A 25,867-nucleotide genomic window follows, 5' to 3' on the forward strand; every position below is an offset into this window, starting at 1 on the left:
CGCCCTACCAGAGGTCGAAGCGGAAGACCTCGAACGCGGCGCCGTAGCGGACGCCGAGCCGGGCGCCGGCGGGCCGGCCCAGCCCTTCGAGGAACTCCTCGGCGTCGAAGCTGCCGTCGCCCAGCCCGGTCAGGTACGCCTCGTGCGCCTTCAGCGAGGCCACCCCGCGCGCGAAGGTGTCGGTGACGTCCACCCCGTGCGCGGCGAGCGGGGAGGCGGCGGCCCAGACCTGGCGCACGCCGTTCCACGGCTCGACGCCGTCGGTGAGCTGCTCCGGGAAGATCCAGCGGTTGCCGGCGTCGCGGACCGCGTCCAGCACCGCCCGGCCGGTGGCGATGTGGTCGGCCTGGTTCAGCGCGTACGCCCCGTCCCAGGTGTCGCGGAAGTTGGTGGTGATGACGATCTCGGGGCGGTGCCGGCGGACCACCGCCGCGAGTTCCCGGCGCAGCGGCACGCCGTACTCCAGGACGCCGTCGGGCAGGCCGAGGAACTCCACCGTGTCCACCCCGACCAGCGCGGCGGACTCCCGCTGTTCCCGCTCCCGCACCTGGCGTGCCTGCGCCGGCGGCATCCCGTCGATGCCCGCCTCGCCGCTGGTGACCAGGCAGTAGACGATCTGCTTGCCCTGCGCCGTCCAGCGCGCGATGGCGGCGGCGGCGCCGAACTCCAGGTCGTCGGGGTGCGCCACGATCGCCAGGGCGCGCTGCCACTGCTCGGTCACCGGCTCCAGCGGCCCCGGTCCCTCGGTCATCGCCACCTCCTCGTCGACCCGATCATCCTGCCACCGCCGGCGCCGCTCCGCCGCCCCCGCTCCCGTCGGCCGTGGCGCGGGCGGTTGACGGGCGACGGGAGGGATGGCAGCATGTGGAAGCGCTCCCATCGACCGACGTCGCCCACCGCCGCCCCCTCCGGGCGGCCCGACGAAGGACAGGGACCGCATGCGCACCCACCACCACCGAGCCGGTCGGATCCGACCGGCGCTGCTGGCCGCCGTGCTGGCCGCCGGCGCCGTCCTCGCCGTCGGCCACGGCATCAGCCGGCCCGACGCCGCCGAGGCGGCCACCACCCTGAAGAGCCTGGCCGACGCCAAGGGCCGCGACATCGGCGTCGCCATCGACCCCAACCGGCTCGCCGAGGCCCCGTACCGGCAGGTCGCCGACGCCGAGTTCAACCTGGTGGTCGCCGAGAACGCGATGAAGTGGGACGCCACCGAGCCCACCCGCGGCCAGTTCAGCTTCGCCCAGGGCGACGCCGTGGCCGCCTACGCCGCCGCCGGCGGCAAGAAGCTGTACGGGCACACCCTCGTCTGGCACTCCCAGCTGCCGGGCTGGGCCGCCGACCTGCCCGGGCCGGACCTGCTGGCGGCGATGCGCGCCCACATCGCCGGCGTGGCCGGCCACTACCGGGGCAAGGTGGTCGCCTGGGACGTGGTCAACGAGGCGTTCGCCGACGGCGGGTCCGGCGGCCGGCGCGACAGCGTCTTCCAGCAGCGCATCGGCGACGGCTGGATCGAGGAGGCGTTCCGCGCGGCCCGCGCCGCCGACCCCGCCGCGAAGCTGTGCATCAACGACTACAGCACCGACGGGGTGAACGCGAAGAGCACCGCGATCTTCAACCTCGTCCGCGACTTCAAGGCCCGCGGGGTGCCGATCGACTGCGTCGGCTTCCAGGCGCACCTGATCGTCGGGCAGGTGCCCGGCGACATGCAGGCCAACCTGCAGCGCTTCGCCGACCTCGGCGTCGAGGTGCGCATCACCGAGCTGGACATCCGGATGCCGACCCCCGCCACCGCGGCCAACCTGGCGGCCCAGGCCGCCGACTACAAGCGGGTCGTCAACGCCTGCCTCGCGGTCACCCGGTGCGCCGGCGTCACCACCTGGGGGATCACCGACAACTACTCCTGGATCCCGTCGGTCTTCCCCGGCCAGGGCGCCGCGCTGATCTGGGACGACAACTACGCGCCCAAGCCGGCGTACCAGGCGGTGGCCGAGGCGCTCGGCGGGGGCGTCACCCCGCCCCCCACCACGCCGGTCCCGACGACCCCCGCCCCGAGCACGCCGGCGCCGGGCAGCGGCTGCACCGTCACCTACGTGCCCAACTCGTGGAACAACGGCTTCACCGCCGAGGTGCGCGTCCGCAACGACGGCACGACGCCGGTCGCCGGCTGGACCGTCGCCTTCGGCCTCTCCGCCGGCCAGCGGGTGACCAACGCCTGGAACGCCACGGTCACCCAGAACGGCGACCGGGTCGAGGCCCGCAACGCGAGCTGGAACGCGGCCATCGCCGCCGGCGGCACGGTCAGCTTCGGGTTCCAGGGCACCCACGGCGGCAGCAACCCGTCGCCGTCGGCGTTCACGCTCAACGGCGCACCCTGCCGTACGGCCTGACCTGCCCGACCGGGCACCGCGAACCGCCGGTGTGAGCCGGAGCGGGCGTCTACGGTGGGGTTAGAGAAGATCGCGTGTGGGGTACCACCCGCTGCACGACGGACCCCGGCGCACGGCGGGGCGGCACATCCGAGGGAGCACCGATGGCACTCAACGACGACGACATGCAGACCACCGGCGGTGGCGGCCCCGAGGGCCCGGCCGACGGCGGCGCGACCCCCGGCCAGCAGGACGGCGGCGCCGACGGTGGTGCCGACCGGGGTGCCGAGCGCGGCGCGGACCGGGGCGCCGACCGGGGCGCGGAGGGCCCGGCCGACGGCGGCGCGACCCCCGGCCAGCAGGACGGCGGCGCCGACGGTGGCGCGGAGGGCCCCGCCGACGGCGGCGCCACCCCGGGCCAGCAGGACGGCGGCGCCGACGGCAGCGCCGCCTGACGGATCGCCGTGACCCACATCGACCCGCCGGGCGGCCGCGGCCGCCCGGCGGTTCCGTCCGCTTCCACGGCCGCGCTGGCGCGCTGCGTGTCGGTCGAGCCGGCGAAGTTCGCCGCCGCCCACTGGGGACACACGCCGCTGCTGTCCCGCGCCGACGAACTGCCCAATCCCGCCGGGTTCACCGACCTGCTCAGCCCCGCCGACGCCGACGAGCTGCTCAGCCGGCGCGGCCTGCGTACGCCCTTCCTGCGCATCGCCAAGGACGGCCAGCTCGTGCCCGCGGCGCGCTTCACCGGCGGCGGTGGCGCCGGCGCCGAGATCGGCGACCAGGTCCTCGACGAGCGGGTGCTGGAGCTGTACGCCGACGGGGCCACCCTGGTGTTGCAGGGCCTGCACCGCACCTGGCCCGCCCTGATCGACTTCGCCCGCGACCTCGGCACGGCGGTCGGGCAGCCGTTGCAGGTCAACGCCTACCTCACCCCCGCCGGCAGCCAGGGGTTCGCCACCCACTACGACACCCACGACGTCTTCGTCCTGCAGGTCGACGGCCGCAAGCACTGGCGGATCCACCCGCCCGTGCTGCCGGACCCGCTGGAGAAGCAGACCTGGGGCGGCCGGGCCGACGAGGTCTCCGCCACCGCCGACGGGCCGCCCGCGCTCGACGTGGTGCTCGCCCCCGGCGACGCCCTCTACCTGCCCCGCGGCTGGCTGCACAGCGCGCAGGCGCAGGAGTCCAGCTCGCTGCACCTGACCGTCGGCGTCCGGGCGCTGACCCGGTACGCGCTGGTCGAGGAGCTGCTCGCCCTCGCGGCCGAGGACCAGCGGCTGCGCGCCACGCTGCCGTTCGGCACCGACGTCGCCGATCCGGACGCCATCGAGCCGGAGCTGACCGAGACGGTCGAGGCGCTGCGGGACTGGCTGCGGCGGGCCGACCCGGCGACCGTGGCCGCCCGGCTGCGCCAGCGCGCCTGGCCGGCCGCCCGACCGGCGCCGATCCGCCCCCTGGCCCAGGCCGCCGCGCTGGCCGCGCTGGACGCCGACACCCGGCTCGCCCCGCGCCCGGGCCTGCGCTGGCAGCTCGCCCCGCAGGGGGACCGGGTGGCGCTGCGCCTGTTCGACCGCACCATCACCCTGCCCGCGTCGTGCGCGCCGGCCGTGCGCGCCCTGCTCACCGCCGAGGCCACCCGGGTCGGCGACCTCCCGGGCCTGGACGACGACGCCGACCGGATCACGCTGGCCCGCCGCCTGCTCAGGGAGGCCGTGGCCGTCCCCGCCTGACGCCCGCGCCGACGCCGGTGCCGCCCCGCCTGACGCCGCGCCCACCGCGCCTGACGCCGCTGACCCCGCGTCGACGCCGGCGCGGGGTCAGCGGGCGAGGGCCAGCAGCAGGACCGTGGTGAGCAGCCCGGCGACGAGGACCACGGCGACCGGGCGGGGGCCCAGCACGGCGTGCCGGCGGTCGGCCAGGACCTTCGCCGGCACCAGGCCGACCAGCGGGCCGAGCAGGGTCACCACCAGGGCCAGCACGGGCAGCCCGACCGCGAGTTCGCCACCGTACCGGTCGCCCGCCGCCCGGGCCGCGCCGCCCAGGGCGTACGCGAGCACGGCGCCGGCCACCCCGCAGAGCGCCAGCAGCGGGTTGACCGAGCCCGGCAGGTCACCGGGCTGGCGGGTGCGGTCCAGCAGGTCCCGCACGCCGGCCAGCAGCGTCACCGGGTCGGCCGTGGCGCCGGGCACCGGGGCCGGCGGCCCGCCCGCCCGGCGACCGCCCCCGCCCAGTCGGCCGCGCAGCTGCTGCCACAGGTGGGCGGCCTCGGCGTCCACCCGCTCCTGCAGCTCCCGCGCGTCCACCAGCTCCCGCTCGGCGCGCGCGACCTCCGCCTCCGCGTCGGCGACCGCCCGTTCGGCGGCGGCGCACTGCTGTGCGTGCCAGGCGTGCGCCTCGGCCCGCTGGGCGCGCACCCGCGCGGTCAGCTCGGCCAGCCGCCGCAGCTGTGCCGCGTACGTCTCACTGGTCACCGGTTCGTTCATCGCGACGGTCCGTAGGGGATGATCACCTGGCCGGTGCGGTGCACCGCCCGGTCGAAGAACAGCCCGCGCCACGGGCGGGGGTACCAGTCCGGGCCGCCCGTGCCCGGATAGAGCGACGAGCCGAGTTCGCCGCCGTGGGCGTCCAGCGCCACCCAGGCGCCGATCTGGTCCGTCCGCGCCGCCGGCCCGCCCAGGTCGGCCCGCATCCGGGCGACGCCCCGCCACCAGGCCAGCACGTGGGTACGCCGTTCCGGCCCGTCGTGCAGGATCCGGCGCAGCTCCTCCAGCCCGGTACGTCGACCCACCCGCGCCCCGAGCGCCCCGGCCGCCGCGTCCACGGCGAACAGCAGCAGGTAGTGCGGGACGCCCGGCGCGCCGAGCCCCTCGGCGGTCTCGACCATCAGCTCGCCGACGGTCTCCTCGTCGTACCAGGCGGCGTCGTCGGCGAGGTCCTCGTAGAGGGCCCGGGCGGCCGGGTCGGCGTCCGGGTCGAGGCACGCGATGGAGAACCGGGCCGTGCCGGGACGGTGTTGCCGGGCCAGCGAGCGGGCCGCCGCGTCGAGCACCGCGCACGCCTCGTCCACCCGGGTGCCGAGCACCGCCAGGTTGCGCCCGGGGGCCCGGGGCAGCCGCAGCGCCGCCGAGCGGGCCTGCACGTCGATGATCTCGCCGAGCAGCGCGACCGGCGTCCGCGGGTGACCGGCCTGCGGTGCGGTGAGCGCGCGGAAGTCCGGCGCGTCGGCGAGGCGGGGGATCGCGTCGCCGTCGAAGAGCCGGGCCGGGGCGGCGTCCTGCGGGCGCATCCGCCACAGCCGGTGCTGCAACTCGCTCCACGTCTCCCAGTCGCTGGCCGACGGGATCCGGGCGATCTGGTTGCCCTCGGCCATGCCCGACTCGGCGTTGACGACCGCGTGGTGGCGGGGCAGCGACTGGGCGGCGTCGTTGCGTTCGGCGAGGATCCGCAGTGCCTTGGGCAACGCGATGCGCAGCGTGAACTGGGCGACCAGGGCAGGCCGTCCCCACAGCGCCTCGATGCCGCGCACGTCCTGCGAGGCGAGCACCAGGTGGATGCCCTGGGACCGGCCGCGCCGGGCCAGGTCCTCCAGCAGGTCGGCGGCCTCCCGCGCGACCACGTCCCGCCCGGCCAGCAGCATCTGGAACTCGTCGACCACCGCCACGATCCGCGGCCAGTGCCCCGTGGGGTCGACCGCGCGCAGCTCGGCGAGCTTCGTGACCTCGTGCTTCTTCGCGGCGTCGGCCCGCCGGCGCAGCTCCTCGGCGAGGAAGCGCAGCAGCGCCAGGCCGAACTCCCGGTCGGTGTTGACGTTGATCCCCACCAGCCGCATGTGCGGCAGCCAGCTCGGGTCGCGCCGGCCCTGGGCGAACCGGGCGAAGGAGACCCCCTCCTTGAAGTCCAGCAGGTAGAACTCCAGTTCGGCGGGGGAGTAGCGGGCGGCCAGCGCGCCGATCCAGGCGAAGATCAGGTTCGTCTTGCCGGTGCCGGACGGGCCGCCGATCAGCGCGTGCGGCGGGTAGTCGCCGAGGGTGAGCAGCACCGGTCGGCCGTGCGGCCCCTCGCCGATGGGGGCGGTCAGCCCGGTCGCGGAATCCTCCCGCCACATCTGCTCCGGCGGTGGCAGCAGGTCGGTGAACGGGGTCGGGGCGGGGCCGGCGTTCACCCGCGCCGCGACCTCCCGGCAGGTCTCGGTGACCAGGGGCGCGGGCGGCGGCGGGTCGAGCCGGACCGGCAGCCCGCCGACGCGCGCGCCGTCCCGGTCGACCGTCACCCGGGTCACCGTCCGGTCGTCGGGCAACGACACGCCCCGGACCAGCAGGTGCACGCCGCAGGCCGCCCCGGTGCGGACGACCCGGTCGAGCTGGCCGCGCTCGTGCCGGGACAGCTCGTCCCCGCCCAGCAGCACCGCCACCCGCCACGGCTCCGGGCGGCGGCCGGTGGCGGCGGCCAGCTCGCGCAGCGAACTGTGCTCCCCGGCCAGCACCGTCTCGTTGATCCGGCGGATCTGCTCCACCAGGTCGTCCAGCAGCCGGGCCAACCCTCCGGGGCCGACGAAGGTGAGCAGTCCCGCGGTGCCGAGTGGGGCGAAGCCGGCCAGGCCGCCGCCCAGGTGGTCGGGGTCGTAGCCGACCAGGCGGACGGTGCCCGGGTCGGCGCGGCCGACGGCGCGCAGCAGCAGTGCCGACACCACCGCCTCGCAACCCTCCCGGTCGTCGCCGGTCAGCTCCACGTGGCCGGCGTCGAGCAGCGGCACCAGCGCCGGCACCGGCTCCGCGCCCGGGATGCGTACCGTGCCGATCCGCAGCGGGCCCGGCGGCTCCGCCCGCCGCGCCGGGGTCGGGCGCCACCGCGCCCACTCGGCGGACGCGGCGCCGGGGGCCTCCCGCAGTGCGGCGTCCGCGGCGCGGCGGGCTAGCTCGGCGATCCGCGCCGCGTGCCGCTCGTCGATCTCGGCCAGCCGGCGGTCCCGTTGCGCGCCCACCCGCTCCGGCACGACCGCCGCGGCCCGGCGCACCTTCGCCAGCCGCTCCCGGGCCGTGGTCAGCTCGGCCTGCGCCGTCGACAGCCGGGTCCGGGTCGCGCCGAGGGCCTCGCCGAGCATGCCCCGGACCCGGGTGACCAGCTGCGCCCGCCGGTCAGCCATCGACGCCCCGCGGCCGCGGCTCCTGGCCCCCGCCGGACGCCGGCCGACCGGCCGGCGGGCTCGACCAGACGCGGCGGCCGGCGCCGGGCAGGCCCGCACCCGTCGGGCCACGCCCGGCGGCCGGTGCCGCCGGGTCGCCGCCGGACCGCCCGCCACCCGCCGGCCCGTTCCGCCGGGCGGCGGCCGCCCGCTCGGCCGCCGAGGCGGCCCGCTCGCGCGCCGAGGCCGCCCGGTCGGCTGCCGCGGCGACCCGCTCCCGCGCGGCGGCCGCCCGCTCCCGCGCGCCGGCGGCGCGCCGCTCCCACTCGGCGTCGGCAGCCCGGCGGCGCGCGGCGTCGGCCCGCCGGTCACGCTCCTCGTCGGCCCGCCGCTCGCCGGTCGCCTCGGCCCGCCGGTCCCGCTCGCCGTCGGCCGGCAGGTCCCGGCCGAGCCGGGCCAGCAGCACCCCGGCGAGCACCCCGGCGGTGACCGCCGGGTCGGCCGCGTGCGGCCGCTCCGCCTCGTCGCGGCGCGGTGGGGGCATCCGGCAGACCCGGGTCAGCAGGGTGTCCAGCACCGGCGCCGGCAGCCCGGGCAGCAGGTCCCGGACCCGGCCGTCCAGCTCGCGGTGCAGCCGTCCCAGATCCTCCGCGCGGGGCGGATGCCCGAGAAGCTCCCCGGCCAGGTCGCGCAGCAGCGGCGGGGCCACCGCGGCCAGGCCGAGGCCGACGTCGGCGTGCGCGCGGCGCAGCTCGGTGTGCAGCCGGTCCCGGTCGTCGGCCCGGACCCCGCTGACCACCCGGCGCAGCAGCTCCCGGGAGTCGCCGACCTGCTCGTCGGGCTCGTCCGGCGGGCCCTCGCCGCCGCCGGTCAGCTCGGCCACCCGCACCGACCACCAGCGGCGCAGCTTCACCTCGCCGGCCGGCTCCGGCTCCGGCGCGACCGGCACCGCCGCGCGGGGTGCGTCGTGCGCCGGCCGGCGCTGCTGCCGCTGCGGCCCGGGCGTCGGCCCGCCGTCGGGCCCCAGCCCGATCGCGGCCAGGTACGCCGACAGTTGCTCCTGCGCGACGCGCAGCGCGTACCCGGCGGTCTCGGCGTGCTCGGTGGCCGCGGAGAGCTCCGGCACGCCCATCGGGTCGGCCGACTCCTGGCGCACCCAGCGCAGCCGCTCCGCGGCCAGCCCGAACTTCTCCAACGCCCGGGCGAGCTGGGCGATCGGCAGGTCCTCGGCGGCGGCGCGGACCTGCGCGCCGATGTCCTCCACGATGGACACGGCCCGGCCTCAGAGCGTCGCGACGTAGAGCTGCGCCTGCTCGACCGCGACGAGTGTCGCGGCGAGGCACTCCTCCAGCTCCTGGCTGGCCTGGGTCAGCGAGGACTGGGCCGCCTCGACCGTCTCGTGCCCGCTGCCCTCCAGCGCGCCGGCCAGCGTCTGCTGCGCCTCGGCCAGCTTCTCGCCGGCCGCCTGCACGGCGCTCTGGCCGTCGCCGATCTGCTGGAGCGCGACATCGATGGCTGCCTTGAGCTCGGCGACGCTCGCCACGGCGAAACCTCCTGGGGGCGGGGAGGCCTCCATTAGAGCCTATCGGGTGCGGTGAGAGAACATCCGCCCTGTCAGTGTTCCTGCCCCGGTGACCGGTTGTCGACCGGAAGCGCCCCGAGTCCGGTTAACGGGACTCGGCGGAGGGTTCCGTCCGGTCCCGCAACCAGCGCGGTCCGTACACCTCGGCGCCGTGGCCGGCGACCCGTTCGCGCAGCTCACGGTCGGCCGTGACGACCAGGCGGCGGCGGTCCGGCGCGGTGGCGACCAGCTCGACCACGGCGTCGTCCCCCGACCCCGCCGCGGCCACCACCCGAACCGCGGCCGTGCCCGGCACGTCCCGCGCCCGGCCCTCCACCACCAGCACCACCTCGACCGGGGGCGGCAGCTCCGGGGGCAGCCCGTCGGCGGCCACCGCGGCCAGCGAGTCGCGCAGTCGGGCGGTGGCGCCCGCCCGGTCCCGCCACCAGCCGTCCGGGCGGGAGCCCACCACGTTGGCGGCGTCCACGATCAGCAGCGGCGTCGCGTCCATGCCGTCAGCCTGCCACCCGGCCCCCGTCGCCACGCCGCCGGCGCACCGCTGCGCGGACGGGACCCGTCCGCCGCCGCGGCCCGCCCCTGCGCACACAGCCCGGTCGCCGGCGGGCGTACGCGGCCGGGCCGGGCGAATGGCGGCGTTTGTCGGGCCGGCCGCCGGGTAGCCCCTGGCGACCGTGCCGCGCCCGAGGAGCGGAGGACAGACATGATGGGACCCGGTGACTTCGGCTCCGACCCCTGGGACGAGTTCCTGGCCCGGTACTTCGGCCGGGGTGAGGGTGGGCGCCGACCCGCGCACCGGGTCGACATCACCCGGCTGATGACCGCCGACGCCCGGGAGATGCTGGCCGACGCGGCCCGCCGGGCCGCCCAGCGGCAGAGCACCGACCTGGACACCGACCACCTGCTCTGGGCGGGGCTGCAACGCGAGCCGCTGCGCGACCTGGTCCGGCGCGCCGGCGCCGACCCGGACACGCTGCTCAACGCGCTCGGCGGTCGCGGCGACGGCGCGCCGCGCGGCGAGGTGCCGCCGAACCTGTCGCTGACCCCCGCGGCGAAGCGGGCGCTGCTCGACGCCCACCAGCTGTCCCGGGCGATGGGCGCGAACTACATCGGTCCCGAGCACATCCTGATGGCGCTGCCGCTCAACCCGGAGTCGCCGGCCGGGCGGATGCTGGCCGCCGGCCGGATCCAGCCGGAGTCGTTGCAGGCCGCCAGCGCCGAGCGCGGGCCGATGACCGGGCCGAAGCCGGACCGTGGCACGCCCACCCTGGACCAGTACGGCCAGGACCTCACCGACCTGGCCCGCAACGACCAGATCGACCCGGTGATCGGCCGGGCCGACGAGATCGAGCAGGCCGTCGAGATCCTGTCGCGGCGGACGAAGAACAACCCGGTGCTCATCGGCGAGGCGGGCGTCGGCAAGACCGCCATCGTGGAGGGCCTGGCCGAGCGGATCTGCGACGGCGACGTGCCGCAGACGCTGCTCGGCAAGCGGGTCATCCAGCTCGACCTGGCCGGCCTGGTCGCCGGCACCCGCTACCGGGGCGACTTCGAGGAGCGCCTGAAGAAGGTGATCGACGAGATCCGGGCGCACCGCGAGGAGCTGATCGTCTTCCTGGACGAGATCCACACCCTGGTCGGCGCGGGCGGGGCGGGCAGCGAGGGCGGCATGGACGCGTCCAACATGCTCAAGCCCGCGCTGGCCCGGGGCGAGCTGCGGGTGATCGGCGCGACCACGCTGGACGAGTACCGCAAGAGCATCGAGAAGGACGCCGCGTTGGCGCGCCGGTTCCAGCCGGTGTTCGTGCCGGAGCCCACCGTCGAGAACACGGTGGCGATCCTGCGCGGCCTGCGGGACCGCTACGAGGCACACCACCAGGTGCGGTTCACGGACGAGGCGCTGGTCGCCGCGGCCGAGCTGTCCGACCGGTACGTCACCGACCGCTACCTGCCGGACAAGGCGATCGACCTGATCGACCAGGCGGGCGCCCGGGTCCGGCTGCGCACCCGCACGCCCGCCTCGGACGTGCGCGAGCTGGAGACGCAGCTCGACGAGGTGCGCCGGGACAAGGAGCAGGCCGTCGCCGACGAGCAGTACGAGAAGGCGTCCGCCCTGCGTGACCGCCTCGCCGAGCTGGAGGAGCAGATCCGTCTCGCCCGGGGCGACGAGGGCGGCACCTCCCAGGTGCCGGCGGTCGGGCCGCGGGAGATCGCCGAGGTGGTCTCCCGGGCCACCGGCATCCCGGTCAACCAGCTCACCGAGGAGGAGCGCGACCGGCTGCTGCGCCTGGAGGGCCACCTGCACGAGAAGGTGGTCGGCCAGGACGACGCGGTCACCGCCGTCGCGGAGGCGGTCCGCCGCTCGCGTACGGGGCTGGCGGACCCGGAGCGGCCGATGGGCAGCTTCCTCTTCCTCGGCCCGACCGGCGTCGGCAAGACCGAGCTGGCCCGCGCCCTCGCGGAGGCGCTCTTCGGCGAGGCCGACCGGATGGTCCGGGTGGACATGAGCGAGTTCCAGGAGCGGCACACCGTCAGCCGGCTCGTCGGCGCCCCACCCGGGTACGTCGGCTACGAGGAGGCCGGCCAGCTCACCGAGGCGGTACGTCGCCGCCCGTACGCGGTGGTGCTGCTCGACGAGATCGAGAAGGCCCACCCCGACGTGTTCAACATCCTGCTCCAGGTCCTCGACGACGGTCGGCTCACCGACAGCCAGGGGCGCACGGTCAACTTCAAGAACACGGTGCTGATCATGACGAGCAACCTCGGCTCGGAGCTGATCACCGGCACCCAGCGCGCAGTGGGGTTCGGCGCCGGCGCGCCGGGCACCGACGCCGAGCGCGACGAGCTGCGCGAGCGGCTGATGCGCCGGCTCCAGGAGAACTTCCGCCCGGAGTTCCTCAACCGCATCGACGAGGTGATCATCTTCCGGCGGCTGGAGGCCGAGCAACTGCGCCAGATCACGGAGCTGATGCTGGAGGAGACCCGGCGCCGGCTGCACGCCCAGGACATCCAGGTCGACTTCACCACCGCGGGCATCGACTGGCTCGCCGAGCACGGCTACCAGCCGGAGTTCGGCGCCCGGCCGCTGCGCCGGGTCATCCAGCGGGAGGTGGACAACCAGCTCTCCCGGATGCTGCTGGAATCGGCCGTCTCGCCCGGCCAGAAGGTCACCGTCGACGCCCGCGACGGTCGGCTCGCCTTCGACGTGGCCGCCGGCGAGCGCGGGTACAGCGCGGCGAGCACGTCCCATCCCCGATGAGCCGGAGGGCGGACATGACGGAACCCGAGGAGACCCAGGAAGAGAGCGACCGCACCGATCCGATCCTGGCGCCGCCGACGGCGAACCCCGCCCGGGTGCAGGTGCCGCCGGAGGGCCTGGGTCAGCAGCAGGGCGACGAGCCGGAGCCGGCGGCGTCCGACCGCCGTCGAGAGGAGGGCTGATGGTACGCGAGCAGCGGCTCGATCCCGAGGTGGAGGTCCTCTGGGACGACTTCCACGCCCAGGTGAACGTCCCGTCCGAACAGTTGCGGCAGTGGCTGCTCACCCGCGGCTCGGGGGAGGAGTCGTTCGGGCCGGACCCGGACCTCGACCTGCCCGAGCCGGGCCGGCAGATCCTGCGGGTGCTCACCAAGCGCAAGGTCGACCTGACCCCGGACGACATCAAGGTGATGCGGGACGCGATCGACGAGATCCAGAACCTGCTGGAGGCGAAGCCGCCCCGCGGCAACGCCGACGACGAGTGGCGGCACGCGCTGCTCGACCTGGGCCACGACGTCCTCGTCGAACGCTGAACCGCCCCCGCCGATCCCACGACCGCCGGCCGGCGGCGCCCCGGACACCTCCCGGGCGCCGCCGGCCGGCGGGCTCAGCCGTGGTCGCTCTCCAGACTGCCGATCGTCAGGCCCGCGGCGTCGGCCGCCGCCTCGCGGTCGGCGCGCGCCCGTTCCTCCCGGGTGAGCAGGTTTGCGTACTCCGTGACGTCCGCCGGGTCGGGCACCTCCGGCAGCCGACGCAGGAAGGTCTCGACGTCGCGGGCGGCGGACGTGTGCGCGGCGGCTGCCTGCCGGAGGATCTCCCGGTCGTCGGCGGCGGGGTAGAGATCGGTCATGTCCGCCTGATACCCGGCGCTACGCCGTTCGCACCCCGTCCGTCCCGGCGGGCGTGAGCCCGCGTGCGCCGAAGCCCGGGTTGCGCAGCAGCCAGGACAGGTAGTCCGGGTGCGCCGCCAGCGAGTCGGTGTACGCGGCCAGCGCGGTCTCCAGCACCACCTCGGCGTCCCGGGCGGCGGGGGAGTCCGGGTGCCAGCCCAGCATCAGCCGCCAGCGCAGCGGCGTCCCCGCCAGCATCCGCGTGACCAGCCCGGCGACCGGACGGAACGTGGCCTGGCAGAGCGCCACCGCCTCGCCGGAGTCGACCATGTCGATGCAGACGCGCACGTCGGCCTCGTACAGCTTGCGCGGGGTGAAGCCGGCGCGGGCGCAGGCGGCGGCGAAGCAGTCGCCGAAGCAGCCGTCGCCCGGCGCCGCGACCCACTGCTCGCGGCGCAGGTCCGCCAGGGCCACCTCGGCCCGGCCGGCCAGCGGGTGCTGTTCGGGCAGCATCACGAGCACCGGGTCGACGGCCACCTCCCGCCAGCTCAACCCGCACTCGGCCGGCGGCGCGGCGTCGCCGCACACCCCGATCAGCGCGAAGTCCAGCCGGCCGCCGGCCACCAGCTGGGCCAGCTCCTCGGCCGACCAGGAGGCGTGGGTGGTGATCTGGGCGGGCGGGGGATCGGCGGCGAGCCGGTGCACGAGCCGGCCGAGGATCGGGCTGTTCACCCCGCCGAACCGGTAGCGCCGGGGGGCGTCCCCGGCGCCCGCCAGCCGGGCCGCCTCGTCCTGCAGGCCCTTCATCGCCGGCAGCAGCACCCGGGCCCGGGCGAGCACCAGCTCGCCGAGGGCGGTGGGGCGCGCGCCGCGGCGGTCCCGTTCGAACAGCGGCCCGCCCAGCGTCCGCTCGATGCGCTGGAGCTGGGCGGTGAGCGCCGGCTGGGCCAGGCCGAGCGTCGAGGCCGCCTTGGTGACGCTCCCCGTCTCCGCGATCGCGCAGACCACCCTGAGGTGTCGCAGCTCCAGATTCATAGAGTGACGGTATGACCCCGCAGCGGCCGACGGAAGGCCCCGAACGGATCAACACTCGCCGATGTGTGCCGGATCGGCCGCCGCGGCGCTCCACGGCGGTGTCGCCGGCTCAGCTCGACGGCGGCTCGGCCAGGTCGGCGAGGTAGGTGGGTCGGCCGGTGACGGCGTCGCGCACCTTGTCGACCACGCCCACCGCCGGCTCGACGACCCGGTTCCACGGCGGTGTCACCGGCGTGCCCGGGTGCGGTCGGGTCGGCGCCGCCTCCTCGGCGATCTCCAGCCGGTTGCCCAGGCGGATCAGCTCCTCGGCGCTGGCCACCTCCCGCAGCGCCGCGACGAGGGCGCCGACCTCCTCGACGTGGCGGCGGACCCGCGCGTCGACCTCGGCCAGCCCGTCGTCGGCCAGCCCGCGCAGGGCGGTCAGCAGGTCCGCGTCGTCCGCCAGCACCCGGTCCACCCGCCCGGCGGCGTCGGGCAACGCCACCCGGACCGCGGGCAGCAGGTACTGCTCCTCGGCGGAGAGGTGCCGGGACAGCGCCGCCGTGAGCACCTCGAATCCGCGCTCCGGCGCGGGCTCGGGGTCGGCGCCGGCGAGCCGGCGCAGCAGCGCGGTCAGTTGCCGGTGCTCGGCGTCGACGATGTCGGCGACGCTGCGCCCGCCCGGCCGGAAGGTCTCGTCCTCTCCGGTGGGCGGCAGCGGCGGCAGGGGAACGGTCATGGTGCCCTCCTCGGGCGGCGGGCGGAGCGCGTGGGGGATGCGGTCGCGACCGGCGGTACCCGAGCGCGGCGACGACGAAACCGGGCGGTGGGCCCCGCCCCTCCGGTCCGGCCGGCGCGCGGCGGGGCGGGGGGACCGGGGCGGGGGGACCGGGGCGGACCGCTCGGCTGGTATGAAGAACCGATGACGAGCGACGCCGCCTCCGCCCTTCCCGACCCCGCCGACGAGGTCGTCGACCTCTGCCGCGACCTCCTGCGGATCGACACCACCAACACCGGGGACAACGACACCAGCGCCGGCGAACGCGCCGCCGCCGAGTACGTGGCGGAGAAACTGGCCGAGGTGGGTGTCGAGTCCGTCATCCGCGAGTCGGCGCCGGGCCGGGCCAACCTGGTCGCGCGCATCCCGGGGGCCGACCCGAGCCGGGGGGCGCTGCTGGTGCACGGCCACCTGGACGTGGTCCCCGCCGACGCCGACGAATGGTCGGTGCACCCGTTCTCCGGGGAGCTGCGCGACGGCTACCTGTGGGGCCGGGGCGCGATCGACATGAAGGACTTCGACGCGATGGTGCTGGCCGTGGTCCGGCACTGGCAGCGCACCGGCGTCCGGCCGCCGCGCGACATCGTGCTCGCGTACACCGCCGACGAGGAGGCCGGCAGCGACTACGGCGCGCACTTCCTGGTCGAGCGGCACCGCGACCTCCTCGACGGCTGCACCGAGGCCATCGGCGAGGTCGGTGGCTTCTCCTACTCGGTCAACGACGACCAGCGGCTCTACCTGATCGAGACCGCCGAGAAGGGCATCGACTGGCTGCGCCTGCACGCCAAGGGCCGCCCCGGGCACGGATCGATGGTGCACGACGACAACGCCGTCACCGCGCTCGCCGAGGCGGTGGCCCGGGTCGGCCGGCACCGCTTCCCGGTGGTGGTCACCGACACGGTCCGGGCCTTCCTGGAGGAGGTCTCCGACCTGCTCGGCATCGAGCTGGACCCGGAGGACCCGGAGACGGCCATCGCCAAGCTCGGGCCGATCGCGAACATCATCGGCGCGACCATCCGCAACACCGCCAACCCGACCCGGCTCGCCGCCGGGTACAAGGACAACGTCATCCCCGGCCGCGCCACCGCCACCATCGACTGCCGCAGCCTGCCGGGGCAGTCGGAGCTGCTGGAGCGGCAGCTGCGCGAGCTGGTCGGCCCGGACATCGTCATCGAGTACATCCAGCGCCAGCCCGCGCTGGAGACGACGTTCGACGGCGACCTGGTCGACGCCATGTCGGCGGCGCTGCGTGCGGAGGACCCGGGCGCCCGGCCGGTGCCGTACATGCTCTCCGGCGGCACCGACGCCAAGGCGTTCTCGCAGCTCGGCATCCGCTGCTTCGGCTTCGCGCCGCTGCGGCTGCCCGCCGACCTGAACTTCTCCGCGCTGTTCCACGGCATCGACGAGCGGGTTCCGGTGGACGGACTACAGTTCGGCGTGCGGGTACTCGACCGGTTCCTCCGCACCTGCTAGCGCCCGTCCGGAACGCCACTGTTCCGGCGGGGAACCTCCCCATCGTGAAGGGACTGACCCACATGACCGACCAGCACGGTGAGCTGGACGCCGCCCTCGAGCGCGTGATCGATGCGGCCCGCCACCACCTGGCCGCCGTTCGCGCCGCGCAGGGCCGCGTCGACGACGACGACGTCTGGCAGGCGTACGTCGCGCTGAACAACGCCTCCTACGCGTACGACGAGCAACTCCTGGACGCCTTCGGCGAGGTCACCCCGTGGGACGTCGAGTCCATCGACCCGGACGAGGCCGACCAGCGCTTCGGCGGCGGGGAGGGCGTCGAGGCCACCGACCCGCACCCGCGGGTCATCTCGGTGCGCCAGCGGCGCGACTACCGGGTGCCGAGCGTGTCGGCGCTGATCCGGGTGGCCGAGGCCGCCCGCCGGGAGGGCACCCCGGCCGACGAGGAGTCGGCGCCCGTCGAGGGGGTCGGCGAGGCGGTGCTGGAGCTGCTCCAGAGCGGCGACGGCTCGCTCGGCGCGCTGGACGTGCCGGAGCTGGAGCCGCTCGACGGGGTGGTCATGGTCAGCGAGGTCGGCACCCCGGTCGACCTGGAGGCATTCGACGACGACGACCCGGTCGGCCCGTTCCAGCCGGCGGCCGACGACCGGCTGGTCGGCCGGCTCGACGAGCACCCGTTCATGGAGCTCGACGAGGAGCACGACCACGCCCACTAGGCGGTGACGCCCCGGGGCCCGGCCGTCCGGCCGGGCCCCGGGGCGTCCGCGTGCCGCCCGCGGCGCCGCCGGTCAGTACGACAGCCCCGGTTGCGGCTGGCTCACCCGCCGGCGGCGCAGCACCACCTGCCGCGTGCCGTCGCGGAACAGCCGCACCCGGGCCAACTCCCACCCGGAGAACTCCGCCTGGATCGCCAACTGCGCCGCGGCGGTCAACCGGTCGACGTTCGGCGGCAACCGCAGCGGCGCGTACTCGTAGTCCATGAGCCCTATGCTGCCCAGCTCGACGGCCGTTCGCCACCCCCTCGCCGGTGACCCCGGGCTCCCGGTGTGACCTGCCCCACCCGGGTGCCGGGTGGTGGCCCGGCGCCGCAGCGGGCGGCCCGGCGCCGCAGCGGGCGGCCCGGCGCCGCCCCCTGCCCGACGGCCGGTTCGGTCGTCGGTCGGGCGGGTCCGCTCCGGCGTCTACCGCGCGGGCGGCAGCGGGGCGGCCGGGGGCGACGGAGCGGTTGGCCGGGGGCCGGGCACGGGCGGGTCGGCGGGCGGCCGGGGCGCCGGCGCGGACACCGGCGGGGCGGCCGGCGCGGCCGGCTCGGGTCGGGGTCGCGGCACCGTCGGTTCGGGCCGCACCCGGGGCCCGGTGGGCGGCAGGACCTGGCAGGAGAGCGCGCCCGGCTGCGTGGTGAGCACCGCGGCGGCGGTCCGCGCCACGAACCCGCTCCACCAGCGCAGGCACTCGGCGGTGCGGGGCGTCTCGTACCACCAGCCGCCGGCACCCCGTGGCGCCTGCCAGCCGAGTTCCGCGAGGTGCCGCTCGTCGTAGGCCGGACAGACCCCCCGGACCGTGTCCCGGCGCACCATGATGTGCAGCCGGCGGGGCCCGGCGGCGAGTTCCAGGTCGGTGTCGCGGTCACAGCGGGACAGCGCGTCGTGGAGCCGGGCGACGATGTCCGACCAGCCCGGAGAGGTCATGCCGGCGGCCCCGGGAGGCGGCCGTCGGGCCGCCCCACGGCGCCCTCCAGACGGCCCACCGGGGCAGCGTCGCCGGAGGTGCCGAAGATCCTGTGAGGGCCCACGCCGAGGACCTCGGCGCGTTCGTCGGGCTGCCCGGTCGCCGCCCTGGCCTGCCGGTAAGCGGCCGGCACCACCACCGCGAGGCGCTCGGCGCGCGGCGCGGTCGCCGCGAAGCTGAGGTCGGTGAGCTCGCCGGTGGCGTCGACGGTCGCGTACGCCAGTCCGCTCCCGTCGGTGGCGGTGCCGCTCGGCTCGTCCGGGTCGGTCCCGACCCCGGCGAGGCGGCGTTCGATGTCGGCGGGCCGTCCGGCGATGGCGTCGATCGCGGACAGCGGGTCAGACATGAGAACCTCCCGTGCGGCAGCACCGGCCCGGGCCGGCGACCGGCGACCGTGATCGTATCGGCGTCCCGCCGGGCGAATCGGGGGAGGAACGGCATGCCGGACACCGGCGGCGGCGGGCCGGCGGTACGGCGACCGGAGGCGGCGCCGAGTGGATGGACCAGAATGTCTTCGGGCAGCATCCGGCGGGCCCGGGCGGGGCGATCGAGGGGGCGACGGATGACCGGTGGACGGGGACGACTCGGCCGGCTGACCGACGCGGTGCTCGGCGGGGCGCGGGCCGCCCGGGACAAGGCCAGCGAGCTGCGCGACGGGTTGCGCACCAGCGACGAGCCGGAGCGCGCCCTGGTCGCGCCGCTGCTGCCCGACGAGGAGGTCCGCTACGTCGGGCTGGCACCGGTGCGGGCCCCCGAGAACCACCGGGCCGGCAGCCAGCTCGCCGACCGGGTGAACGCGGAACTGGCCGGGGCGCTCGATCCGCGCGCGCTGTTCGGGCTGCTCAACATCGTCAACCCGGTCGCGTGGGTGGACGCCGTCATGACGCCGGTGCGGATCGTCGCGGGCGTCCTGCTGCTGCCGGGCGGGGCCGCCGTCCTCGCCGTCGGCGGCCCCGAGCCGACGGAGGTCGACCGACCGGGTCCGGGGCAGGCCCCCGAGCCGCGGCAGCCGGTGCCGCTCACCCCGCAGCAGGAGGCGTTCCGGGCGTTGTTCCGGCTCAGCCGCTACCGGCCGCTGGCCGACCAGCTCGCGGAGATCGCCTACCGGCGGCGGTACGTCTTCAGCGGCGACCTCGCCACGCTCGCCGGCAGCCTGCTGCTCTTCCTGGAGCGCTACACCGGCACGCCGCTCGCGGTCACCGACACCCACCTGCACCTGCTGCGGATGGGCCGCCGTCCCGACCCCGGTCGCGAGGACCGCCGGCGTCCCCAGGTGCTCTGGAGCGTCGAGCGGCGGCGCGTCGCCCGGATCGACTGCGACCACGGCGCCGCCCGCCTCATGCAGTTCCCGTCCACCATCGTGTTCGACGACGGCTCCTGGATCCGGATCGTCAACCCGGCGACCCGCGACGACCAGACGCGCTTCCTCACCGCCGTACGCGACATCCCCGGCCGGCGTCCGGCGGCCTGAGCCGACGGTGCCCGCCGGACCGGCGCGGGCGCCGCGTCGCACGACGGGCGCGGTGCCGGTTCAGCCGTCGCGCTCCGGGTAGCCGACCGGCACGGCCGACACGTCGTCCAGCGCGGTGATGATCTCCTCCGGCAGGGTCATCCGCTCGACCTGGAGCGCGCCGAGCAACTGCCCGACCGTCCGCGCGCCGAGGATCGGCGCCACCACCCCGGGCCGGTCGCGGATCCAGGCCAGCGCCACCTCCAGCGGCGAGACCCCCAGCCCGCCGGCCGCGGTGGCGACCGCCTCCACGATGCTGGAGCAGCGCGGCTCCAGGTAGGTGGCGACGAACCGCTCGAAGTGGGGCGAGGCCGCCCGCGAGTCGGCCGGTCGGCCGTGCCGGTACTTGCCGGTGAGCACCCCGCGCCCCAGCGGCGACCAGGGCAGCACACCCAGCCCGAGGGCCTCGCACGCGGGCAGCACCTCCCGCTCCACGCCCCGCTCCAGCAGCGAGTACTCCACCTGCGCGGCCACCACCGGGGCGCGGCCCGGCCAGGCGGCCTGCCAGGCGGCCGCCCGGGCGGTCTGCCAGCCGGAGAAGTTCGACACCCCGACGTAGCGGACCCGGCCGCTGGCGACCGCGTGGTCCAGCGCCGCGAGGGTCTCCTCCAGCGGGGTGTCGGGATCGTAGCCGTGCACCTGGAACAGGTCGACGTGGTCGGTGTTGAGCCGGCGCAGCGAGGCGTCCAGCGTCCGCAGCAGGTGTCCCCGGGACCCGTCGCGACGCCGGCCGCTGCCCGGTCGCAGCCCCGCCTTGGTGGCGATCAGCAGCTCGTCGCGCGGCACCAGGGTGCCCAGCAGCGACCCGATCACCGACTCGGCGTCGCCGTCGCCGTAGACGTCGGCGGTGTCGATCAGGTTGCCGCCCGCGTCGAGGTAACCCTTCAGCTGGGCGGCCGCGTCGTCGGCGTCGGTGTCCCGGCCCCACGTCATGGTGCCGAGCGCGAGCCGGGAAACCGCCAGCCCGCTTCGGCCGAGCGGTCGCTGTTGCATGGGTGAACCTTATTTGGATCCGGGCCGTACGGACATCCTCGCTCCCGTCAGGTCTGCCGGGCGCGTCGTGTTTCCGACCGCCCGGGTCGCTCGCGGGCAGCGACGAGCCGGTGATCGGGGCGTCTTCCGGCATTGCGTAACCTGATGCGACCTGTGGTGCGGATGGGGGAGGACCTAGTGCGACTCGGGCTCAGCCTCGGATACCAGACAGCGTGGAGCACGCCGGCCGATCACCTGGCTCTCGCCCAGGAGGCGGACCGGCTCGGCTACTCGGTGGTGTGGGCGGCGGAGGCCTACGGCTCCGACTCGCCGAGCATGCTCGCCTGGATGGCGGGGCAGACGGAACGGATCGACGTGGGCAGCGCGGTGATGCAGATCCCCGCCCGCACCCCGGCGATGACCGCGATGACCGCGGCGACCATCGACGCGCTCTCCGGCGGGCGGTTCCGGCTCGGCCTGGGGGTGTCCGGCCCGCAGGTCTCCGAGGGCTGGCACGGCGTCCGGTTCGGCAGGCCCCTCGCCCGGACCCGCGAGTTCGTGGACATCGTGAAGCTGGCCGTCGCCCGCAAGGAGGTCGCCTACGACGGCGAGTTCTACACGCTGCCGCTGCCCGACGGTCCCGGCAAGGCGCTGCGGCTGGGTTTCCACCCGCCCCGTGAGCACATCCCGATCTACCTCGCCGCGGTCGGCCCGAAGAACCTGGAGCTGGCCGGGGAGATCGCCGACGGCTGGCTGGCCGTCTTCTACGCCCCCGAGTTCGCCGAGGAGCAGCTCGCCTCGGTGCGCGCCGGGCGGGCGAAGGCCGGCAAGGAGCTGGCCGGCTTCGACGTGGTCCCCTCGGTGCCGGTGGTCGTCGGCGACGACATCGCCTCCTGCGCCGAGCTGGTGCGCTGGTACGCGGCGCTCTACGTGGGTGGCATGGGCAGCCGGCAGCAGAACTTCTACAACCAGCTCGCCACCCGGATGGGCTACGGAGACGCCGCCCGCGAGGTGCAGGAACTCTACCTGGCCAAGCGGCAGCGCGACGCCGCCGCCGCGGTGCCGATGGAGTTCATCGACCGGACCTCGCTGCTGGGCCCGAAGGAGCGCATCGCCGAGCGGATGCGCGAGTACGCCGCCGCCGGCGTCACCACCCTGTCGGTGACGCTGTTCGCGGCGGACCGGGACAGTGGCGTGCAGACCCTGCGTACCGTCGCCGAGGCGCTGGACCTCTCGGGAGTCGGCGAGTGACCTGGGTCGAGGCCATCGTCCTGGGCATCGTCCAGGGACTGACCGAGTTCCTGCCGGTCAGCTCGTCGGGGCACCTGCGGATCACCTCGGCGATCTTCTTCGACCGCGACGCCGGGGCGTCGTTCACCGCGGTCACCCAGCTGGGCACCGAGGCGGCGGTGCTGATCTACTTCGCCAAGGACATCTGGCGGATCACCCGGACGTGGCTGGTCGGCATCCGGGACAAGTCGGTCCGCTCCAGCCTCGACTACCGGATGGGCTGGTACGTGATCGTCGGCTCGATCCCGATCGGGCTGTTCGGCTTCGTGTTCAAGGACCAGATCCGCACGGCCGGGCGCAACCTCTGGGTGGTGGCCACCACGCTGATCGTCTTCGCGTTCGTGCTCGCGTTCGCCGAGTACTGGGGCCGGCAGACCCGCACCCTGGAGAACTTCCGGATGCGCGACGGCGTGGTGATGGGTTTCGCCCAGGCGATGGCGCTGATCCCCGGCGTGTCCCGCTCGGGTGGCACGCTGACCGCCGGGCTGCTGCTCAGCCTCACCCGGGAGGCCGCGGCGCGGTACTCGTTCCTGCTGGCCATCCCGGCGGTCGTCATGTCCGGGGTCTTCAGCGTCGGCGACGTCTTCGAGCCGGCGGCCCCCGGCACCTCGGTGCCGAGCGTCGCCCAGATGGTCGTCGCCACGATCATCGCGTTCGGCGTCGGGTACGCGGCCATCGCCTGGCTGCTGCGCTACGTCGCGCACCACACCCTGTACGTCTTCGTGCTGTACCGGGTCGCGCTGGGCACCCTGGTGCTGGCCCTGCTGATGACCGGGACCATCAGCGCCACCTGACCGACCGCCGCGGCCGTGCCGGCCCCCGTCTGCCGCGCCGGGCGGGCGGGGGCCGGCCCGTGTGCGGGGGCCGTCGCCGCCGGGCGGGGCTCACCGCCGGTCGGTCTCCCCGGGTGGCGCCGGCCGGGGCCGGGCGCGCAGGTGGGCGCGCTCGCCCTGTGTGCCGAACAGGCTGAGGAACTCGACCGGCTCGGGGTCGGCGGCGCCGAACCAGTGCGGCACGCGGGTGTCGAACTCGGCCGCCTCGCCGGGGGAGAGCACCAGGTCCTGCGCCCCGAGGACGAGCCGCAGCCGCCCGTTGAGGACGTAGAGCCACTCGTAGCCCTCGTGGGTCTGCGGGTCGGGCTCCCGCCGGGCGCTGCTCGCCGGGATCACCAGCTTGTACGCCTGGATGCCGCCGGCCCGGCGGGTCAGGGGCAGCATCGTCATGCCGTGCCGGGTGACGGGGCGCAGGTGGATGCGCGGGTCGCCGGTAGGCGGGGCGCCGACGAGTTCGTCGAGCGTGACCCCGTGGGCCTTGGCCAGGGGGAGCAGCAGTTCGAGGGTCGGCCGGCGGGCGCCGGACTCCAGCCGGGACAGGGTGCTCACCGAGATGCCGGTCGTCGTCGACAGGTCGGCCAGCGTCGTCCCGCGCTGCCGGCGCAGCGCGCGGAGCCGGGGGCCCACCGCGCCGAGCGCCTCATCGAGATCGTCGTCCATGCCGTCACCTTGCCAGACCGGCAACGCCGTTTGCCACCACCGTTGCGGCTAGCGCGGCCACGCCGCGCACGCGCGCGGGCACGGGGCCATAGGGTGGTGACCGTGGCGACCCTTCTGCTTCTGCGACACGGCCGGACGACCGCGAACGCGGAGGGCGGGCTGGCCGGCCGCCAACCGGTCGAACTGGACGACACCGGCCGGGCACAGGCCGCCGCCGTGGGCGAGCGGCTGCGGGGGGTGCCGCTGGCGGCGGTGGTGACCAGCCCGCTGATCCGCTGCCGGCAGACCCTGGAGCTGGCGTTGCCCGGGGCCGACCCGGTGCTGGAGGAGGGCCTCATCGAGTGCGGCTACGGCACCTGGGAGGGCCAGCCGCTGAAGAAGCTGGCCAAGGAGCCGCTCTGGCCGGTGGTCCAGCAGCACCCGAGCGCCGCGGTCTTCCCGGAGGGGGAGGCGATGGCGGCGATGGCGGCGCGGGCGGTCGCCGCGGTCCGCTCCTGGGACGCCCGGGTGACCGCGGAGCACGGCCCCGAGGCGGTCTGGCTGGCCTGCAGCCACGGCGATGTGATCAAGGCCATCGTGGCCGACGCGCTCGGCGTACACCTGGACCTGTTCCAGCGGATCGTGGCCGACCCGGCGTCGGTGACGGCGATCCGCTACACCCCGCTGCGGCCGTTCCTGGTGCGGCTCAACGACACCGGCGGCGACCTGACCGCCCTGGTGCCGCCGCCGCCCAAACGGCGCCGCCGGGCGGCCCGGGCGGCCGGCGCGGCCGACTCCGACGCGGCGGTGGGCGGCGGCGCGGGGGCGGGCCGGTGACGCGCCGGCGGCGGCCGGCCGCCACGCCCGGCGCCGGGCGCCGGATCGCCGGGCGCGGCGGGCGTGGCGGGCGCGCGGCGATTCGCGTCGGTGGGGTACGCGGCGCCACGGCGCGCCGGATAGGGTCGTGGGTATGACCCACCAGGTGCACGCCTTCGAGCCGCCGGAGCGGTTCGTCGCCGGGACCGTCGGGCCGCCCGGGGAGCGCACGTTCTTCCTCCAGGCGCGCGGCGGAGGCCGGCTGGTCAGCGTCGCGCTGGAGAAGGTCCAGGTGTCGCTGCTCGCCGAGAAGCTCGAGGAGCTGCTCGCCGAGGCGCAGCGCCGGTTCGGCGTGGAACTGCCCGAGCCGGTGGCCGCCGTCGGCGACAACGACCCGCTGGACACGCCGGTCGACGAGGAGTTCCGGGTCGGCACGCTCGGGCTGGCCTTCGACGTCGACACCGCGACCGTGGTGATCGAGGCCATCGCCGCCGGCGAGGCGGAGGTCGAGGTCGAGCTCGGCGAGCCGGACGACGACGAGGACGACGACGAGGAGGAGCCGGACGACGACCTCGACCGGCTCCGGGTGCGGCTGACCCCCGAGGCGACCCGCCAGTTCATCGAGCGGGCCCGGCGGGTGGTCAACGCCGGCCGCCCGCCCTGCCCGCTGTGCGGGCAGCCGCTGGATCCGGCGGGTCACCTCTGCCCGCGCCACAACGGTTATCACCGGTGACCTCGTCGGAACTCCAGCCCCGACAGGACGGCGACGCCGCGCTCCGGTTGCTCCGCGACGGCCGGCTCGACCTCGAGGGGCGGCTCGTCGACGCCTCCAACACCACCCTGCGCGGCGTCCTGACGCTCGACGGGGTGACCGCGCGGTGCGTCTACAAGCCGGTGCGGGGCGAACGCCCGCTGTGGGACTTCCCGGACGGGACGCTGGCCGGCCGGGAGGTGTCCGCGTACGTGGTCTCCCGGGCCACCGGGTGGGATCTGGTGCCGCCGACCGTGTTGCGTGACGGCCCGTTCGGGCCGGGGTCGTGCCAGCTCTGGATCGACGAGCCGGAGGACGCGGAGCCGCTGGTCGGGTTCGTGCCGGCCGCCGCGCTGCCGCCGCGCTGGTTCCCGATCGCCGCGGCCCGCGACGACGACGGCACCCCCTACGCGCTCGCCCACGCCGACGACCCGCGGCTGGCCCGGCTCGCGGTGCTCGACGCGGTGATCAACAACGCCGACCGCAAGGGCGGGCACGTCCTGGTCGGGCCGGACGACCGGATCTACGGCGTGGACCACGGGGTGAGCTTCCACATCGAGGAGAAGCTCCGCACGGTGCTCTGGGGCTGGGCCGGCCGGCCCCTCCCGCCGGACGCCGTGGAGATGCTCGACGCGCTCGCCGGCCAGCTCTCCGGCGCGCTCGGCGCGGAACTGGCCGACCACCTCACCCTCGGCGAGATCGCCGAGTTGGCCGCCCGGGTCGACCGGCTGCGGCACACCGGCCGCTTCCCGCAGCCGTCGCAGGACTGGCCGGCGGTGCCCTGGCCCCCCATGTGACGTGCCGCCCCCAGGGGGCGGGGTGGCGCCGGGCGCCCGGCGGGCCGGGCCCGGCGCGCCCGAACGGGCCGGGCGTCGAGCCGGTACCGGCGCCCTCGTCGCTGTCGT

28 protein-coding genes are annotated in these 25,867 nt (G+C 76.1%); 14 read left to right on the forward strand and 14 right to left on the reverse strand.

What is annotated here, in order from left to right; all coding sequences use genetic code 11:
• Window positions 1-4: 4 nt before the first annotated feature.
• Window positions 5-751 (reverse strand): PIG-L deacetylase family protein, encoded by a 747-nt coding sequence (locus ACGF7U_RS16550; RefSeq protein ID WP_393107343.1) that lies wholly within the window; start codon window positions 749-751, stop codon window positions 5-7.
• A 187-nt stretch (window positions 752-938) separates the two neighbouring features.
• Here ACGF7U_RS16550 and ACGF7U_RS16555 point away from each other — a divergent pair, with 187 nt between their 5' ends.
• The 3 genes from ACGF7U_RS16555 (at window position 939) to ACGF7U_RS16565 (ending at window position 4,099) form a co-directional block, all read left to right on the forward strand.
• Window positions 939-2,387, forward strand: a complete 1,449-nt coding sequence (locus ACGF7U_RS16555) for an endo-1,4-beta-xylanase (protein WP_393107345.1) — start codon at window positions 939-941, stop codon at window positions 2,385-2,387.
• Window positions 2,388-2,530: 143 nt separating this feature from the next.
• The gene (locus ACGF7U_RS16560) at window positions 2,531-2,821 is read left to right on the forward strand and encodes a hypothetical protein (RefSeq protein ID WP_393107347.1); all 291 of its coding nucleotides are present in this window, start codon (window positions 2,531-2,533) and stop codon (window positions 2,819-2,821) included.
• Between the two features lie 9 nt (window positions 2,822-2,830).
• Window positions 2,831-4,099, forward strand: coding sequence for a cupin domain-containing protein (locus ACGF7U_RS16565; RefSeq protein WP_393107349.1), 1,269 nt, complete (start codon window positions 2,831-2,833; stop codon window positions 4,097-4,099).
• 87 nt (window positions 4,100-4,186) lie between these two features.
• Here ACGF7U_RS16565 and ACGF7U_RS16570 read toward each other — a convergent pair whose 3' ends face one another.
• From ACGF7U_RS16570 to ACGF7U_RS16590, 5 genes are all read right to left on the reverse strand, one after another.
• Window positions 4,187-4,852 carry a hypothetical protein gene (locus ACGF7U_RS16570; RefSeq protein WP_393107351.1) on the reverse strand — a complete coding sequence of 222 codons (666 nt, stop codon included), beginning with the start codon at window positions 4,850-4,852 and terminating at the stop codon, window positions 4,187-4,189.
• On the reverse strand, window positions 4,849-7,512 hold the full coding sequence (locus ACGF7U_RS16575) for an FtsK/SpoIIIE domain-containing protein (protein ID WP_393107353.1): 2,664 nt from the start codon (window positions 7,510-7,512) through the stop codon (window positions 4,849-4,851). The genes ACGF7U_RS16570 and ACGF7U_RS16575 overlap by 4 nt, the downstream gene beginning before the upstream one ends.
• Window positions 7,505-8,764, reverse strand: a complete 1,260-nt coding sequence (locus tag ACGF7U_RS16580; RefSeq protein WP_393107355.1) for a hypothetical protein — start codon at window positions 8,762-8,764, stop codon at window positions 7,505-7,507. Before ACGF7U_RS16580 ends, ACGF7U_RS16575 begins: the two co-directional genes overlap by 8 nt.
• Window positions 8,765-8,773: 9 nt before the next feature.
• On the reverse strand, window positions 8,774-9,034 hold the full coding sequence (locus ACGF7U_RS16585; RefSeq protein ID WP_089000636.1) for a hypothetical protein: 261 nt from the start codon (window positions 9,032-9,034) through the stop codon (window positions 8,774-8,776).
• Window positions 9,035-9,158: 124 nt separating this feature from the next.
• Window positions 9,159-9,563 carry a hypothetical protein gene (locus ACGF7U_RS16590; RefSeq protein ID WP_393107357.1) on the reverse strand — a complete coding sequence of 135 codons (405 nt, stop codon included), beginning with the start codon at window positions 9,561-9,563 and terminating at the stop codon, window positions 9,159-9,161.
• Between the two features lie 210 nt (window positions 9,564-9,773).
• On the opposite strand from ACGF7U_RS16590, the gene ACGF7U_RS16595 reads away from it, so the two are divergent.
• The 3 genes from ACGF7U_RS16595 to ACGF7U_RS16605 are packed head-to-tail and all read left to right on the forward strand — an operon-like array spanning window position 9,774 to window position 12,861.
• The gene (locus ACGF7U_RS16595) at window positions 9,774-12,329 is read left to right on the forward strand and encodes an ATP-dependent Clp protease ATP-binding subunit (protein WP_393107359.1); all 2,556 of its coding nucleotides are present in this window, start codon (window positions 9,774-9,776) and stop codon (window positions 12,327-12,329) included.
• Between the two features lie 14 nt (window positions 12,330-12,343).
• The gene (locus tag ACGF7U_RS16600) at window positions 12,344-12,511 is read left to right on the forward strand and encodes a hypothetical protein (protein ID WP_393107361.1); all 168 of its coding nucleotides are present in this window, start codon (window positions 12,344-12,346) and stop codon (window positions 12,509-12,511) included.
• Entirely contained in the window at window positions 12,511-12,861 is a 351-nt protein-coding gene (locus tag ACGF7U_RS16605; RefSeq protein WP_393107363.1) for a DUF3140 domain-containing protein, read from the forward strand. Before ACGF7U_RS16600 ends, ACGF7U_RS16605 begins: the two co-directional genes overlap by 1 nt.
• Window positions 12,862-12,935: 74 nt before the next feature.
• Here the strand turns inward: ACGF7U_RS16605 and ACGF7U_RS16610 are convergent, their stop codons facing one another.
• From ACGF7U_RS16610 to ACGF7U_RS16620, 3 genes are all read right to left on the reverse strand, one after another.
• Window positions 12,936-13,178, reverse strand: a complete 243-nt coding sequence (locus ACGF7U_RS16610; protein ID WP_393107365.1) for a hypothetical protein — start codon at window positions 13,176-13,178, stop codon at window positions 12,936-12,938.
• A gap of 19 nt (window positions 13,179-13,197) precedes the next feature.
• Window positions 13,198-14,193: a LysR family transcriptional regulator gene (locus tag ACGF7U_RS16615; RefSeq protein WP_393107367.1), complete on the reverse strand. Its 996-nt coding sequence runs from the start codon at window positions 14,191-14,193 to the stop codon at window positions 13,198-13,200.
• A 109-nt stretch (window positions 14,194-14,302) separates the two neighbouring features.
• Window positions 14,303-14,911, reverse strand: coding sequence for a hemerythrin domain-containing protein (locus ACGF7U_RS16620; protein WP_393107369.1), 609 nt, complete (start codon window positions 14,909-14,911; stop codon window positions 14,303-14,305).
• A gap of 183 nt (window positions 14,912-15,094) precedes the next feature.
• Between ACGF7U_RS16620 and ACGF7U_RS16625 the strand changes: the two genes are divergently transcribed.
• Together ACGF7U_RS16625 and ACGF7U_RS16630 are read left to right on the forward strand one after the other, a co-directional pair.
• Entirely contained in the window at window positions 15,095-16,423 is a 1,329-nt protein-coding gene (locus ACGF7U_RS16625) for a M20/M25/M40 family metallo-hydrolase (protein WP_393107371.1), read from the forward strand.
• Between the two features lie 62 nt (window positions 16,424-16,485).
• Window positions 16,486-17,139: a hypothetical protein gene (locus ACGF7U_RS16630; RefSeq protein ID WP_393107982.1), complete on the forward strand. Its 654-nt coding sequence runs from the start codon at window positions 16,486-16,488 to the stop codon at window positions 17,137-17,139.
• Between the two features lie 72 nt (window positions 17,140-17,211).
• Here ACGF7U_RS16630 and ACGF7U_RS16635 read toward each other — a convergent pair whose 3' ends face one another.
• The 3 genes from ACGF7U_RS16635 to ACGF7U_RS16645 form a co-directional block, all read right to left on the reverse strand.
• Entirely contained in the window at window positions 17,212-17,403 is a 192-nt protein-coding gene (locus ACGF7U_RS16635) for a DUF5703 family protein (protein WP_278180491.1), read from the reverse strand.
• A 201-nt stretch (window positions 17,404-17,604) separates the two neighbouring features.
• Window positions 17,605-18,111 carry a hypothetical protein gene (locus tag ACGF7U_RS16640; RefSeq protein ID WP_393107373.1) on the reverse strand — a complete coding sequence of 169 codons (507 nt, stop codon included), beginning with the start codon at window positions 18,109-18,111 and terminating at the stop codon, window positions 17,605-17,607.
• Window positions 18,108-18,497, reverse strand: a complete 390-nt coding sequence (locus ACGF7U_RS16645; protein WP_393107375.1) for a hypothetical protein — start codon at window positions 18,495-18,497, stop codon at window positions 18,108-18,110. Before ACGF7U_RS16645 ends, ACGF7U_RS16640 begins: the two co-directional genes overlap by 4 nt.
• 216 nt (window positions 18,498-18,713) lie before the next feature.
• Between ACGF7U_RS16645 and ACGF7U_RS16650 the strand changes: the two genes are divergently transcribed.
• The gene (locus ACGF7U_RS16650) at window positions 18,714-19,622 is read left to right on the forward strand and encodes a hypothetical protein (protein WP_393107377.1); all 909 of its coding nucleotides are present in this window, start codon (window positions 18,714-18,716) and stop codon (window positions 19,620-19,622) included.
• A gap of 60 nt (window positions 19,623-19,682) precedes the next feature.
• Here ACGF7U_RS16650 and ACGF7U_RS16655 read toward each other — a convergent pair whose 3' ends face one another.
• Entirely contained in the window at window positions 19,683-20,654 is a 972-nt protein-coding gene (locus tag ACGF7U_RS16655) for an aldo/keto reductase (protein WP_393107379.1), read from the reverse strand.
• Window positions 20,655-20,831: 177 nt separating this feature from the next.
• Here ACGF7U_RS16655 and ACGF7U_RS16660 point away from each other — a divergent pair, with 177 nt between their 5' ends.
• Together ACGF7U_RS16660 and ACGF7U_RS16665 are read left to right on the forward strand one after the other, a co-directional pair.
• Window positions 20,832-21,884 carry an LLM class F420-dependent oxidoreductase gene (locus ACGF7U_RS16660; RefSeq protein ID WP_393107984.1) on the forward strand — a complete coding sequence of 351 codons (1,053 nt, stop codon included), beginning with the start codon at window positions 20,832-20,834 and terminating at the stop codon, window positions 21,882-21,884.
• A complete protein-coding gene (locus ACGF7U_RS16665; RefSeq protein WP_393107381.1) occupies window positions 21,881-22,717 on the forward strand; it encodes an undecaprenyl-diphosphate phosphatase in 837 nt (278 codons plus the stop codon). The genes ACGF7U_RS16660 and ACGF7U_RS16665 overlap by 4 nt, the downstream gene beginning before the upstream one ends.
• A gap of 90 nt (window positions 22,718-22,807) precedes the next feature.
• Here the strand turns inward: ACGF7U_RS16665 and ACGF7U_RS16670 are convergent, their stop codons facing one another.
• Window positions 22,808-23,416, reverse strand: a complete 609-nt coding sequence (locus ACGF7U_RS16670; protein ID WP_393107383.1) for a helix-turn-helix domain-containing protein — start codon at window positions 23,414-23,416, stop codon at window positions 22,808-22,810.
• Between the two features lie 93 nt (window positions 23,417-23,509).
• Here ACGF7U_RS16670 and ACGF7U_RS16675 point away from each other — a divergent pair, with 93 nt between their 5' ends.
• From ACGF7U_RS16675 to ACGF7U_RS16685, 3 genes are all read left to right on the forward strand, one after another.
• Entirely contained in the window at window positions 23,510-24,232 is a 723-nt protein-coding gene (locus tag ACGF7U_RS16675; RefSeq protein ID WP_393107385.1) for a histidine phosphatase family protein, read from the forward strand.
• 133 nt (window positions 24,233-24,365) lie between these two features.
• A complete protein-coding gene (locus tag ACGF7U_RS16680) occupies window positions 24,366-24,944 on the forward strand; it encodes a DUF3090 domain-containing protein (protein WP_393107387.1) in 579 nt (192 codons plus the stop codon).
• A complete protein-coding gene (locus tag ACGF7U_RS16685) occupies window positions 24,941-25,759 on the forward strand; it encodes an SCO1664 family protein (RefSeq protein ID WP_393107389.1) in 819 nt (272 codons plus the stop codon). The genes ACGF7U_RS16680 and ACGF7U_RS16685 overlap by 4 nt, the downstream gene beginning before the upstream one ends.
• The last annotated feature ends 108 nt before the right edge of the window (window positions 25,760-25,867 follow it).

This window comes from Micromonospora sp. NPDC047670, from assembly GCF_043204915.1.
Lineage (GTDB): Bacteria > Actinomycetota > Actinomycetes > Mycobacteriales > Micromonosporaceae > Micromonospora.

What these genes read in the sequence shown, in the direction of transcription:
- ACGF7U_RS16550 (WP_393107343.1), bottom strand. Translation starts at nt 751, where the DNA reads ATGACCGAGGGACCGGGGCCGCTGGAGCCGGTGACCGAGCAGTGGCAG.
- ACGF7U_RS16555 (WP_393107345.1), top strand. Translation starts at nt 939, where the DNA reads ATGCGCACCCACCACCACCGAGCCGGTCGGATCCGACCGGCGCTGCTG.
- ACGF7U_RS16560 (WP_393107347.1), top strand. Translation starts at nt 2,531, where the DNA reads ATGGCACTCAACGACGACGACATGCAGACCACCGGCGGTGGCGGCCCC.
- ACGF7U_RS16570 (WP_393107351.1), bottom strand. Translation starts at nt 4,852, where the DNA reads ATGAACGAACCGGTGACCAGTGAGACGTACGCGGCACAGCTGCGGCGG.
- ACGF7U_RS16575 (WP_393107353.1), bottom strand. Translation starts at nt 7,512, where the DNA reads ATGGCTGACCGGCGGGCGCAGCTGGTCACCCGGGTCCGGGGCATGCTC.
- ACGF7U_RS16590 (WP_393107357.1), bottom strand. Translation starts at nt 9,563, where the DNA reads ATGGACGCGACGCCGCTGCTGATCGTGGACGCCGCCAACGTGGTGGGC.
- ACGF7U_RS16595 (WP_393107359.1), top strand. Translation starts at nt 9,774, where the DNA reads ATGATGGGACCCGGTGACTTCGGCTCCGACCCCTGGGACGAGTTCCTG.
- ACGF7U_RS16600 (WP_393107361.1), top strand. Translation starts at nt 12,344, where the DNA reads ATGACGGAACCCGAGGAGACCCAGGAAGAGAGCGACCGCACCGATCCG.
- ACGF7U_RS16605 (WP_393107363.1), top strand. Translation starts at nt 12,511, where the DNA reads ATGGTACGCGAGCAGCGGCTCGATCCCGAGGTGGAGGTCCTCTGGGAC.
- ACGF7U_RS16610 (WP_393107365.1), bottom strand. Translation starts at nt 13,178, where the DNA reads ATGACCGATCTCTACCCCGCCGCCGACGACCGGGAGATCCTCCGGCAG.
- ACGF7U_RS16615 (WP_393107367.1), bottom strand. Translation starts at nt 14,193, where the DNA reads ATGAATCTGGAGCTGCGACACCTCAGGGTGGTCTGCGCGATCGCGGAG.
- ACGF7U_RS16620 (WP_393107369.1), bottom strand. Translation starts at nt 14,911, where the DNA reads ATGACCGTTCCCCTGCCGCCGCTGCCGCCCACCGGAGAGGACGAGACC.
- ACGF7U_RS16625 (WP_393107371.1), top strand. Translation starts at nt 15,095, where the DNA reads ATGACGAGCGACGCCGCCTCCGCCCTTCCCGACCCCGCCGACGAGGTC.
- ACGF7U_RS16630 (WP_393107982.1), top strand. Translation starts at nt 16,486, where the DNA reads ATGACCGACCAGCACGGTGAGCTGGACGCCGCCCTCGAGCGCGTGATC.
- ACGF7U_RS16635 (WP_278180491.1), bottom strand. Translation starts at nt 17,403, where the DNA reads ATGGACTACGAGTACGCGCCGCTGCGGTTGCCGCCGAACGTCGACCGG.
- ACGF7U_RS16640 (WP_393107373.1), bottom strand. Translation starts at nt 18,111, where the DNA reads ATGACCTCTCCGGGCTGGTCGGACATCGTCGCCCGGCTCCACGACGCG.
- ACGF7U_RS16645 (WP_393107375.1), bottom strand. Translation starts at nt 18,497, where the DNA reads ATGTCTGACCCGCTGTCCGCGATCGACGCCATCGCCGGACGGCCCGCC.
- ACGF7U_RS16650 (WP_393107377.1), top strand. Translation starts at nt 18,714, where the DNA reads ATGACCGGTGGACGGGGACGACTCGGCCGGCTGACCGACGCGGTGCTC.
- ACGF7U_RS16655 (WP_393107379.1), bottom strand. Translation starts at nt 20,654, where the DNA reads ATGCAACAGCGACCGCTCGGCCGAAGCGGGCTGGCGGTTTCCCGGCTC.
- ACGF7U_RS16670 (WP_393107383.1), bottom strand. Translation starts at nt 23,416, where the DNA reads ATGGACGACGATCTCGATGAGGCGCTCGGCGCGGTGGGCCCCCGGCTC.
- ACGF7U_RS16680 (WP_393107387.1), top strand. Translation starts at nt 24,366, where the DNA reads ATGACCCACCAGGTGCACGCCTTCGAGCCGCCGGAGCGGTTCGTCGCC.